This window comes from Flammeovirga sp. MY04, assembly GCF_001682195.2.
GTDB lineage: Bacteria > Bacteroidota > Bacteroidia > Cytophagales > Flammeovirgaceae > Flammeovirga > Flammeovirga yaeyamensis.
Genome location: NZ_CP003560.2, coordinates 93,219 through 105,562, shown reverse-complemented (window position 1 = coordinate 105,562; position 12,344 = coordinate 93,219). Strand labels below are relative to the sequence as shown.

6 protein-coding genes are annotated in these 12,344 nt (G+C 34.3%); 2 read left to right on the top strand and 4 right to left on the bottom strand.

Features of this window, described 5'->3' with window-relative positions:
• Positions 1–25 precede the first annotated feature (25 nt).
• Positions 26–2,416: a patatin-like phospholipase family protein gene (locus MY04_RS00345; protein ID WP_066204670.1), complete on the top strand. Its 2,391-nt coding sequence runs from the start codon at positions 26–28 to the stop codon at positions 2,414–2,416.
• Positions 2,417–3,011: 595 nt separating this feature from the next.
• Here the strand turns inward: MY04_RS00345 and rodA are convergent.
• Entirely contained in the window at positions 3,012–4,289 is a 1,278-nt protein-coding gene (gene rodA, locus MY04_RS00340) for a rod shape-determining protein RodA (RefSeq protein WP_066204667.1), read from the bottom strand.
• Positions 4,290–4,423: 134 nt separating this feature from the next.
• On the bottom strand, positions 4,424–5,266 hold the full coding sequence (gene accD, locus MY04_RS00335; protein ID WP_066204664.1) for an acetyl-CoA carboxylase, carboxyltransferase subunit beta: 843 nt from the start codon (positions 5,264–5,266) through the stop codon (positions 4,424–4,426).
• 388 nt (positions 5,267–5,654) lie between these two features.
• Here accD and fbaA point away from each other — a divergent pair, with 388 nt between their 5' ends.
• Positions 5,655–6,740, top strand: a complete 1,086-nt coding sequence (fbaA, locus tag MY04_RS00330) for a class II fructose-bisphosphate aldolase (protein WP_066204661.1) — start codon at positions 5,655–5,657, stop codon at positions 6,738–6,740.
• A 57-nt stretch (positions 6,741–6,797) separates the two neighbouring features.
• Here the strand turns inward: fbaA and MY04_RS00325 are convergent, their stop codons facing one another.
• Together MY04_RS00325 and MY04_RS00320 are read right to left on the bottom strand one after the other, a co-directional pair.
• Positions 6,798–7,946: a right-handed parallel beta-helix repeat-containing protein gene (locus tag MY04_RS00325; RefSeq protein ID WP_158297494.1), complete on the bottom strand. Its 1,149-nt coding sequence runs from the start codon at positions 7,944–7,946 to the stop codon at positions 6,798–6,800.
• A 128-nt stretch (positions 7,947–8,074) separates the two neighbouring features.
• Positions 8,075–12,163 carry a hybrid sensor histidine kinase/response regulator transcription factor gene (locus tag MY04_RS00320; RefSeq protein WP_084005710.1) on the bottom strand — a complete coding sequence of 1,363 codons (4,089 nt, stop codon included), beginning with the start codon at positions 12,161–12,163 and terminating at the stop codon, positions 8,075–8,077.
• Positions 12,164–12,344: the final 181 nt, after the last annotated feature.

Genomic DNA, 12,344 nt, shown 5'->3' with positions numbered 1-12,344 from the left:
CAAGGATTTTTTTATTTTACGATATATGCGTTTCACTCTTATACTTCTATTCCTATTATCTAACCTAATCACTTCTGCTCAATCAAGTGATAGTTTATCTATTCATCAAAAAACAAAAAATAGAAAAACTGTTGGCCTTGTACTAAGTGGAGGGGGAGCAAAAGGTATTGCCCATATTACTGTCATTAAAGTTCTTGAAGAATATGGTATTCCAATTGACTATATTACGGGTACTTCTATGGGAGCAATTGTTGGTGGATTTTATGCTGCAGGTTACACCACAGATGAATTGGAAATGTTTATCAGAGACCCTCAATTCCAAGATTGGGTATCAGGTAAAGTCAATACCGACGATCAATTTTATTTTGGTCGACAAGAAAGAGGAGCTGAATGGGTGAACTTTAATATTGAATATGATTCCATTTATGGTTTATCATGGGATCCCACAATTATCCCTACTGGCCTACTGAATTATAACCTTTCTGCCCGCCTTTTTAAACGCTCCAAAGAAATTGATTACGATTTCGATAATCTAGATGTTCCCTTTAGAGCCGTAGTATCAGATATCTTCGAAAGAAAAGCCATTGCCGTAGGTGAAGGAGATTTAATGAGTGCTATCCGTGGATCTATGGCTGTACCATTGGTCTTTTCTCCAGTAAAAATCCAAGATAAATATGTATATGATGGTGGTATCTACAACAACATCCCTGTAGATGTCATGAAGGAAGAATTTAATCCCGACATGGTCATTGCGGTAAACCTTGGTGCACATGATATGTTTGAAGAATATCCATATGATAGAGATGAAGAACTTATCAAAGGCAATGTTTTAAAGTTCATTGTCATGAATAACACCTACCCCAAAGAACTTGACGATAAAGAAGATATTTATTTAGGTGTTCCTGTTGATGAATATTCTGCAGCTGATTTTACTCCGGTAGACTCTTTGCTGGCTATAGGCGATCGGTATGCTAGAACAATGATCGACTCTGTCGTTAAAGTCTATGGTGATGATCAACCAAAAGTTAAACCTCGACCAAGTCGTTTCAATTCGTTATATGATCCACAAGAGGAAGTAGTGAGCCATGTAAACTTAGGTGATAATCTCAGTTTTGGTCAAAGATTATTTGTGAGAAACATTGTAAAGCCTAATCGTAGAAAAAAGGCATCCATGGAAGACCTCTATCAAGGGTACAGCATGCTACTTTCTAACAATTACTTCAATAACCTTGATGCCTATTTTTATTACGACAGCTTAGATGATGACGCTAAATTGCATATTGATGTAGTTCCAAATAAAAAGGTTCGTCTCGGTGTGGGTGGTAACATTGCAACGAGAAACATAGGTCAGTTTTATGTAAATGCTCAATTCAATGTCTTTACCAGATCATTAAATACGGTAAGAGTGAATGCTATGGGTGGATCCTTCTACAACTCTTTCCGTGCTGAAGTAGAGTCCTTATATGCTAAAAGACTTCCATTCTCATTAGGAGCAGAATTTATTCATAACCGATGGAATTATGCCAATGCTTCTGAACTCCTTTTCGAAAAACGAAATAGTTTAAACACCCTTCGAAAAGACAATTACTTTGGCGGTAAAATTAGCACAGCCCTAGGAAGACAATATAAAATATATGGTTTTGGAGGTTACTTCTGGAATGAAGACAATTATGATCAGATTTTCCTAGTGGATGCAGGTGATGGTTCCGGAAATCAAGTTTCTACCAATTTAATAGGATTAGACAAACACAAAGGTTTCCTATTTGGTGGAGCTTGGGAAGCAAACTCCCTAAACCGCAAACAATTCCCTGATAGAGGTCGACACGTCAAAGTTTCAGGAAAATACATTCTTTCTGATAATGATTTTCAGGTAGAACTTTCAGAAAAAATTAGTGGATCAATAAATAGAGATTGGTTTACACTTCAGGCACAATATGAACAGTATTTCAATCTTAATTTTTTAACTCTTGGTGTAAGAGGTCATGCTACTTGGTCAGATTATCAGCCTTCTTTCAGTACACCTTCTTCTGTAGCCAATGCACCTGCCTATTATCCTTTAGTGGATTCTAAAACCATATTTAATTTTACATTTAGAGGTCCTCGATTTGTTGCAGGTGGTATAAAATTAATGAAATCTGTATTCACCCCTAACCTTCAATTATTAATGGAGGGACATATATTCACTACAGACACAAGGTATTCATCTGACAAATTCTCTGTTGTTCCGGAAGTGACAAAACACTCTTTTTTCTCTAGTGAAAGCACAGATTATGCCGCTTCAGGATCTATCATTTATCACTCACCCATAGGCCCATTAAGCTTTTCAGTAAGTCACTATAACGAAAAAGACTACGAGTTGATGTTCTTATTCAACATAGGTATTATTCTTCATAATAAGAGGATGTTGGAAGAGTAAAAACTAGTGAAGAGCGATGAGTGAAAAGTGAAGAGCGGAGGGAAATTGGTTTAAATTAAAAATGAAAAGTTAAAAATGAAAAACGTAGTTAGTTAAACTATTCGTGGGTGGTTCGTGTACCTCTCTGCCTAAAACGAGCGTTGACTCAACATCTCATGTTTTTTACTTTTCATTTTTAACTTTTAACTACCAAAAGTATCTAAATTGAATAACACGAAAAACTTCAAAGTCCACTTACAATAAACGAGCGTTGACTCAACATCTCACGTTTTTCACTTTTCATTTTTAACTTTTAACTACCAAAAGTATCTAAATTGAATAACACGAAAAACTTCAAAGTCCACTTACATTAAACGAGCGTTGACTCAACATCTCACGTTTTTCACTTTTCATTTTTAACTTTTAACTACCAAAAGTATCTAAATTGAATAACACGAAAAACTTCAAAGTCCACTTACATTAAACGAGCGTTGACTCAACATCTCACGTTTTTCACTTTTCATTTTTAACTTTTAACTTAAAAACAGTTGCTGTTAGATTGATATAACAAAGAAATCTCTGAAATTCACTAACATAAACAACCCTTCACTTAACTCTAGTTTCTTGCAAGCATTTGCGAACGATGACTATCTAGTTTGATAAACGTAAACAACATCATTGTAAATGCCCAAAGGGAGGATCCTCCATAACTGAAGAACGGTAATGGGATACCGATTACAGGAAAAATACCGATGGTCATTCCCATGTTAATCATAAAGTGAATGAAGAATACGCAGGAGACGCAGTAGCCGTAGACTCGTGCGAATGTAGATTTCTGTCGTTCTGCTAATATAATTAATCGTATAATTAAGGCGGCAAATAGGCCTATTGTAATTAAACTTCCAATCCATCCGTGTTCTTCTCCAATAGTACAGAAGATAAAGTCGGTAGATTGTTCAGGTACGAAGTTAAACTTTGTTTGTGTCCCTTCTAAGAATCCTTTTCCTGCAAGTCCACCAGAACCAATGGCAATTTTTGATTGGTTTACTTGGTAACCTACTCCTAGTGGATCGATTTTAGGGTTCACCAATACTTCAATCCTTTTTCTTTGGTGAGGACGCATCACGTCATACATAATGAAGTCGATACCTTCTGTAAATAGGAAAGATAATGTACCAAACCCGACGACTAAAAACAGGAAGAATTTACTTTTCTTTGTGTAAATAAGGTAAATGATGGCAATGATTGTCATACCACCCAATAATGCTACGGCACTTAAAGTGTCTGTGACGAGTGCTGTAACAAATAAGAATACTAACCAAAGTCCAACAGCCATAATCCACCACGGCATGCCCTCTCTGTACAACATCAAAAAGAAAGCGGCAAATACCAATGCCGATCCTGTATCTTTTTGAAGCATTACCATTCCAAACGGAATTAATATTATTGCTACTGAGCTTAAAAATCCATCCCATTTTTCAATCTTCACGGTAGGATTATCTATATACCGGGCCAATGCTAAGGCTAAGGTGAATTTGGCAAATTCGGAGGGTTGTATACGTATAAATCCAATCTTGATCCAAGATGTGTTACCACCTGCAGAGTGACCAAAGACCAAAACGAAGGTCAGCATAAGCAAGGTGATGATAAATGCGGGATAGGCGATGGTACTAAACAACTTAAAGTCGACCACCATGATAACAAAGGCGATGAGCAGTGCACCTCCAATCCACATCAATTGTTTACCTGAATTGAGTGAAATAGAAAAAATACTTGTAGGGGCATCTGGCTGATAAACGGCAGCATAGATGTTGAGCCAACCAACTATCACCATAGTGATGTAAATAAATACCGTTAACCAATCGACATTTGTTTTACCGGTGCTTTCACGCATTTTCTTAGGGGATCTATAAAGTAAGAAACGATATCAAGAGATCGTTTCGATGAAAATCAAAAAATATAAATACAAAAAAAAGTCCTCAGAACTTATAAAGCAATTCTGAGGACTTAATATAATTAGATTTCCGATTAATTTTGAAGCATTTTCAAAATTGTCGTCAATTTTCTCTTTAACTCTCTACGGTTAACGATTAGATCCACAAAACCTTGTTCTTGTAAGAACTCAGCAGATTGGAATCCTTTTGGAAGATCTTTACCGATAGTCTCTCTAATTACACGAGGACCTGCGAAACCAATTAAGGCACCTGGCTCAGCAATATTAATATCACCCAACATTGCGTAAGATGCAGTAACACCTCCTGTTGTTGGATCAGTTAATAAACTGATGTATGGTAAACCAGCTTCTTCTAGTAAAGCTAATTTTGCTGAAGTTTTTGCCATTTGCATTAATGAAAAACCTGCTTCCATCATACGAGCACCTCCAGATTTAGAGATCATCATGAAAGGCATTTTGTTCGCAATTGCGTGGTCAATACCTCTTGCAATTTTTTCACCTACTACAGAACCCATAGAACCACCGATGAAGCTAAAGTCCATACAGCTTACTACTAAGTCTAAACCGTTTATTTTACCGTAAACAGTTCTACATGCGTCTTTAAGTTCTGATTTCTTTTGAGAAGCAGCAATTCTATCTTCGTAAGTTTTGCTGTCTTTGAAATTCAATGGGTTTCCAGAAGTCATGTTTTCGTCTAACTCTGTGAACTCATTGTCATCAAAAATGATCTCAAAATATTCTTTAGATCCTATACGTACGTGGAATTCATCATCAGGACAAACGTAAGCATTTTCACGAAGTTCCTGCATATGTATGATCTTGCCTTGGTTAGTTTTGTACCAAAGGCCGTCTGGTGAATCTTTCTTTTCAGATGTTGGAGTTTGTATCCCCTGTTCTTTTCTTTTGAACCAAGCCATAAGAATATATATAAACTTGTGTAAGAATTTTAGTTTATTGTAATCGAAATTACATTCGAACCGTAAAGATATTCATTAAGTCTTCACATAAAAAACTTATTGTATGTTTGCATAACAAAATTGTAAAGATTTAATAGTTTTTTTTATAAAAACTGTTCTTCTGAGCGGTAAATAAATTCAAAATAGTTGATTTCCAAATATTCTTTAATAATTGACAATATTTCTTCTATGTTTAATATTTAGTAAAACTATTGATTAATGTGTTCGTATTAACATTACTAAAGTCACCAAAATTCTACTACCAATATAGGTTTAAGAGTTGTATATTTGTGGCTGCTATTGTTCACACGTGTGTGTGACGCTATCATAAATTATTCAAATTATAATTATGTCTTTCAACATTAATGATATCAAGCCAGGTGTAATCACTGGTGAGGACGTAGAAAAAGTATATCAATACGCACTAGAAAAAGGTTTTGCTCTTCCTGCAGTAAACTGTGTAGGTACTAACTCAGTAAACGCTGTTATGGAAACTGCTGCGAAATTGAAAGCTCCAGTTATTATTCAGTTCTCAAACGGTGGTGCTTCTTTCTACGCTGGTAAAGGCATTAAAGGTGAAGGTCAAGCAGCTGCAATCGCTGGTGCAATCGCCGGTGCTAAGCACGTTCACGAATTGGCTGAGCAATATGGTGCTCGTGTTATCTTGAACACTGACCACTGTGCTAAAAAATTACTTCCTTGGATCGACGGTCTTTTAGACGCATCTGAAAAATTCTATGCTGAGACTGGTAAGCCATTATTCTCTTCTCATATGATCGACCTTTCTGAGGAGTCATTAGAAGAAAACATGGAGATTTCTGGTAAATACTTCGAGCGTATGGCTAAAATGGGTCAAACTCTTGAGATCGAATTAGGTATCACAGGTGGTGAAGAAGATGGTGTTGACAACTCTGATGTTGATCCTTCACGTCTTTACACTCAACCTTCAGAAGTTGACTACGCTTACGAGCAATTAGGTAAAATCGACCACAAATTCTTAGTAGCTGCATCTTTCGGTAACGTTCACGGTGTATACAAGCCAGGTAACGTGAAGTTGACTCCAACTATCTTGGACGATTCTCAAAAGTTCATCTCTGAGAAGCACGGTACTGACACTAAGAAGCCAGTTAAATTCGTATTCCACGGTGGTTCTGGTTCTTCTTTAGAAGAAATTCGTGAAGGTATCTCTTACGGTGTAATCAAAATGAACATCGATACTGATACTCAGTGGGCTACTTGGGATGGTATCCGCGGTTACGAAGCGAAATACCACGATTACCTTCAAGGTCAAATCGGTAACCCAGAGGGTGCTGACGAGCCAAACAAGAAATACTACGACCCACGTAAGTGGTTAAGAGTTTCTGAAGAGTCAATGATTACTCGTTTAGAGCAAGCATTCGCTGACTTGAATGACGTAAACATCTTCGAAGACTAAGTCTAGAGGGTTTTAGATATAAGAATCCCCTTCTTGTAATGAGAAGGGGATTTTTTATTACTGATTTTTTTCCGATACTGAAGTTAACAGGTTATCATTAACTTCTGCTTCTCCAGAAACCAATGCTATTTCTTTTAATTCGTTTTGGTTAATAATATTATGAGCTACTTTAATATTTTCTGATGTACGATCGTTAATCAAGATCCCATGCCTTTTATTATTAAATATCAGATTTTGATGTATCGTTATGTTTTTCAACTTTCCTGATCCAACAGGATGTTTATATATCATCAAGCCATCCATATTATTATCGCTGAATACATTATTGTAAATCTCAATATCCTGAACATCTCCATCTCCTTCCGTCATTACCGCCATTCCATGACACTGATGCTTCTGATGTGTATTAAACCTAGAGATATTCCCAAAAACTTTTATGTTCTTCATTAAAGGAGGTGCAAACCCTAAAACTCCGCCCGCATCAATATATATTCCTCGACGTGTAAGATGATGTGTATAGTTATAGGCCACTATTCCATCTTGACACCCTTCTTTAATATCAATACCTTCTCCTCCATTTATAGGATCTCCCCCATTAAACACTTCATTATTCGTCACTTCAAAGTTCCGAATACCATTGGCTAAAGTGATACATTCATTCCATCCTCCATTACATGCTTTCTCTACCTTATTATTATGTATATACAGATGTTGGATGTTATTGTATTCCATAGGGTCTTTTTGCCAAGGCACTCCCCAGGCTATTATTCCAGAAGAAAATGTATTGTAAGTGTAATTATTTTCAATGATAATATGATGTGCCGGACCTTCAACTTTTACTCCATTGTCAGCATTCTGTATCCTAAAACCATTTATCTTAATATAGTTCTTACTAATTATCGAAATACCTTTACCTTCAAAGACCACTTGATGTTCATCCCCTTCATATGTTCTAAACTCGATGTATTTATTTTCTTCTCCCGAATTTTGAACAGTTAGACCTTTAGTATATACTCCTGCCTGAATATAAACAATATCGCCCGCTACAGCATTTGATGTGGCTTTTGCGACAGTTTTATAAGGTTTTTCTTTGGTTCCTTTGTTTCTATCATTCCCTTTTTTGGACACATATATATTGCGACCTGATACTGTATAACAGTGTAAAAAAAAGAGAGCAATTACACCCATTTTAAGGAATAGCTTCATTTTCTTCATTTACTTTAGTTAAAAAATTAGATAAAATCTCCTTTTGAGATAAAGCAAATGAGGGAATTCTATACTTGAAACAAGTGTTTTTCCATCAAAATAAATGTCATATCGATAAATTGAAGATATTAATTCTCCATTTCTTCTAAATCACTTTGTTTATACTTACTCGGCGATACTCCATATTTCTCTTTAAACATTTTACTGAAGTGAGACCTACTCTTAAAGCCTGTTTTTAAGTAAGCTTCATATACTGATAAATCATCTTGCACTAAAAACTGAGCAGCTTTCTTTAATCGATAACTTTTCAACAAATCATAAGGTGTGCTGTTTGTAATCGCTTTTACTTTCTGATAAAAATGAGTTCTATTGAGATGTAGGTCCTTGGCTAAATCGTCCAATTTAAATTCTTCATTATCTAAATTCTGATCCAAGTATTGATACAGCTTTTCCATAAACAATAAATCGTTAGAACTTTCATTCGATTTTTTCTCTAATGAAATTGGGAAATCAGATTGAAACCTTTCCCTTAATTGCTTACGGTTATTCAATAAAGTTTGCGTCCTTACTATTAGATGATCTAAATCAAAAGGCTTGTTTATGTAAGAATCTGCTCCCATTTCTAACCCTTTGATCCTGTCCGATAAAGCAGATTTAGAAGTTAGTAAAATAACAGGAATATGACTTGTCTGAATATTCGATTTCACATTAGTGCATAATTCAAGTCCATTCATATTAGGCATAATTATATCACTTATAATCAAATCAGGCCATTCTGTTTCCATTGCTTTCATACATTCCAAACCATCTGTAAAAGTTTGAATAGTAAAATGATCCGATAAGACATTAGAAATAAACAACCTCAAATCATCATTATCTTCTACGATATAAACTTTTTCTGATTTTAAAACAGGGTCAACTTGTGCATTATTGGTACCCTTAAAATCGTTAATTGAAATTTCTTCTTTTTCCTCATTATCTTGAATTCTGATCATGTCTTTCACATTCTCACTTTCGAATTGTTTATCAGGACTCATTTTTACAGGGAGAGATACCGTAAATTTCGAACCTACATTTAAGGTACTTTCCACTTCAATCGATCCATAATGCATTTCTACCAAACGTTTAGAGAACTCTAAACCAATTCCGGATCCAACGTGCATAGTATTCCTTTTCCAAGATTGATAAAAACGTTCAAAAACATGTGGAAGGTCCTTTTTATCTATCCCTTTACCTGTATCTGAAACAGATACTTCTAAAACATTTTCGGTATTTCTATATTTTAATATGATCTCATCATTATTACCCGTAAACTTGAAAGCATTATTCAATAAATTATTAAATACCTTTTCTAGCTTATTTTTATCTGCCATAATAAATAATGGAGCATCATTTCCGATTAACTGAAGGGTCTTGTTTGTACGCTCGGCAGTATCATTAAAATCAGAGATTATTTCCCTAATAAATTCATTAAAATCAAAACTACTCAACTCCAGTTTTAGAATGTTTTTTTCCGCTTTTTGGTAATCATGAATTTGTTCAATCAATTGAAACATCTTCTTCGATTGTCGACGGATCAAACTAAGGTGTTTTGTATATTCTTCATGATGAGATAGACGTTTACTCAAGATCTCAATAGGACCTGAAACCAAAGTGAGAGGCGTTCTAAATTCATGAGAAATATTTGCGAAAAGGTGCATTCTAGCATCATTCACCTCATTGGCTTTATTTAATTCCAATTGTTCAATCTCCAATGTATGCTTCAAACTTTTGGTACGAAGCAACAATTTGATGATGACAAAAAGAATAATTAATCCAACCAAGGTATAAGTTAGATAAGCCCACCATGTTGCCCATAAAGGTGGTTTAATTTTAATATTTAATCTTACAGGTTCAGACCAATTGCCCAAAGCATCTGATGCTGATGCTTCAAATACATATTTCCCTGTAGGTAGGCCATTAAATGTAGCGTATTTGGTAGATGATTTTATCTTCATCCACTCATTGTCTTGAGGAAGTAATCTATACTTAATGTTGTGGTTTTCGTTATTGCCGAAATGCAGTGAAATTAATTCAATTGTGATGGAGTTTTCATTATGATCTAAGACAATTTCACTACCATCTAAGATGTTTGTATTTAATATCACCCTGCCATTGAACTCTTCAGTAGGCTTTACAACTTGATTAAACACCTTAAAATCTCCAAATCTAAAGTTGGAAGGTGTTTCTTTTGTATCAATTAAGCTTGGGAAGAAATACGTTAAACCATCTATTCCACCGAAAAACAACATCCCATTATTTAATTTAAGTGATGTTTTTTCAAATGCACTTACATCAATTCCTTCTTCTGGACCAAATTTCTGAAACGTTTGATTTTTAATATTAAACTTATTAATCCCTTTATTAGTTGAGATCCATAAATTATCATCATTATCTACCTCTATACTTTTTACACCATTATTGTCTAGTCCATTTCTTTCCGAAAAGGCCTTAAATTTTGGCTGATCACTATAAGGCTGTAACACTTTACAAAAACCACCTTGTTCCGTTCCTATCCAAAGATTCTTTTGATTATCATGAACCACACAAGAAATAAAATCACTACTCAAACCAATTGATTTATCGACTGTAAAATTATCAATAACTGATTCTTTAAATGAGTCGTTATTTAATTTTACTCTATATAATCCTTGTGTTTCTGTACCAATCCAAAGAATGTTCTCTTTATTATCAATTAACAATGACCATGTTTTCGATATTTTATCTAATGAAAATAATGGATGATTATTGATGGAATTGATTTCTTTAATTCTCCTTTGGTCATCAAATGTTATCTTGTATACCCCTTGAACACATCCCAACCATATGTTACCATATTGATCTTCTTGAATAGTTCTTATTACAGATGAATTAATATATTTATCTACATCGCTTTCTATTTTAATGTATTTCTGATCCCCTTTTCTTTTATAAAAATTACCAAAAACACCTCCTGTACCCATCCAAATTCCACCATAACTGTCTTTGAAAGTGTAAGCAATATTCTTTTCCAACACATTGGGAAGATCTAAATTAAGAGGTTGAAAACTATGTGTATTCACATCGAATACTCCAATTCCTCCGGAATTACTTGTAATGATTAATTGATCATCTTGCCACTTATTTAGAGCAATAATATGTTTACTTTTCACTTCGGTTTCATTACTAATTTTTACATTATTGAAACCTTTTTTATTGGATTGATCGACCCAAAAGATACCTTTATTAAAAGTACCGATCCATAAGCCGCTTTTTTCTGATTGATAAAAAAAACTTGGTTTTAATTCCTCTTTTTCATCAAATAAATAGGGTTGCATTTGAAGCTTATCTGATGAGATCTTTACACCGCCTAGTTTATTCGTTCCTAAAAGGAAATGATCATCAAATTTTATTAAACTCCTACAATCATCAATCTCCTCGAATATTTGATTTTTAATGGCTAAATCCCCTTTTCTATTCTGCAGTATAAATAAACCACTATTTGATGCTACCCATATTTCGCCATTGTGTTTATACAATCCTCTACTCTCTTTGATTCGATTTTCGAAAATCAGTTGAAATTCTTTTTTGTCGATATCAAGAGACAAAATACCATTCGAGGCGGCCACTAGGAAATTTGACTGATCGAGTTGTAAAATACTATAGGTCTTGTCTGGGTTTTTATCAAAAAGATTGGGTTGTAATCTTTCTATAAATTGATATTCCTTGTTGAATAATAATATTCCCTCGTCTTCACTTAGAGCAATAATAAAATTATCGGTTTCTATAAATTGAATTACAATTGGTCCATTACCTCCTTTGATCATTTTATTAAAAGAATAAAATATCTCAAAAGAAGAGGTGGCTTTATGATATAGCGTAATTCCTTCATCAGTTCCTATCCATATCACTCCACTTTTATCCTCATACAAGCTACGAACACGATTACTACTTAATAGAGTTGTTTCTAAATCATTTCTGTAACTTTTGAATTCATATCCATCATACTTGTTTAAACCGTCATAAGTTCCTATCCATATAAACCCCTCTTGATCCTCAATTATTGAAGTAACATCGTAATGTGAAAGACCTTCGTGCATAGAGAAATGTTTCACAAAGTCATTAGCTAGTAAATAGGAAGGAAGTAGGAAGAGAAAAAAGGACAAAGTATAGTTCAAACCATAATTATTTATTCTCATATCTTGGACAAAAAATTGAATCAACGATTAAAAATTGATTCAAAAATAAAACATTTCACTTTGGTTATTTTTGATTTCACTTTAATTAATAGAATCATTAAATAATGTGATTACAGTAGATTGAAGTACCAAAATCTAAGCTAATGAGAGGTGTTTATCAGTATATTTTTCTTCTGTCTCA

Excerpts from the sequence above, each read along its gene's own strand:
- accD (WP_066204664.1), bottom strand. The coding sequence starts at position 5,266 with ATGGCTTGGTTCAAAAGAAAAGAACAGGGGATACAAACTCCAACATCT.
- MY04_RS00345 (WP_066204670.1), top strand. The coding sequence starts at position 26 with ATGCGTTTCACTCTTATACTTCTATTCCTATTATCTAACCTAATCACT.
- fbaA (WP_066204661.1), top strand. The coding sequence starts at position 5,655 with ATGTCTTTCAACATTAATGATATCAAGCCAGGTGTAATCACTGGTGAG.
- rodA (WP_066204667.1), bottom strand. The coding sequence starts at position 4,289 with ATGCGTGAAAGCACCGGTAAAACAAATGTCGATTGGTTAACGGTATTT.
- MY04_RS00325 (WP_158297494.1), bottom strand. The coding sequence starts at position 7,946 with ATGAAGCTATTCCTTAAAATGGGTGTAATTGCTCTCTTTTTTTTACAC.
- MY04_RS00320 (WP_084005710.1), bottom strand. The coding sequence starts at position 12,163 with ATGAGAATAAATAATTATGGTTTGAACTATACTTTGTCCTTTTTTCTC.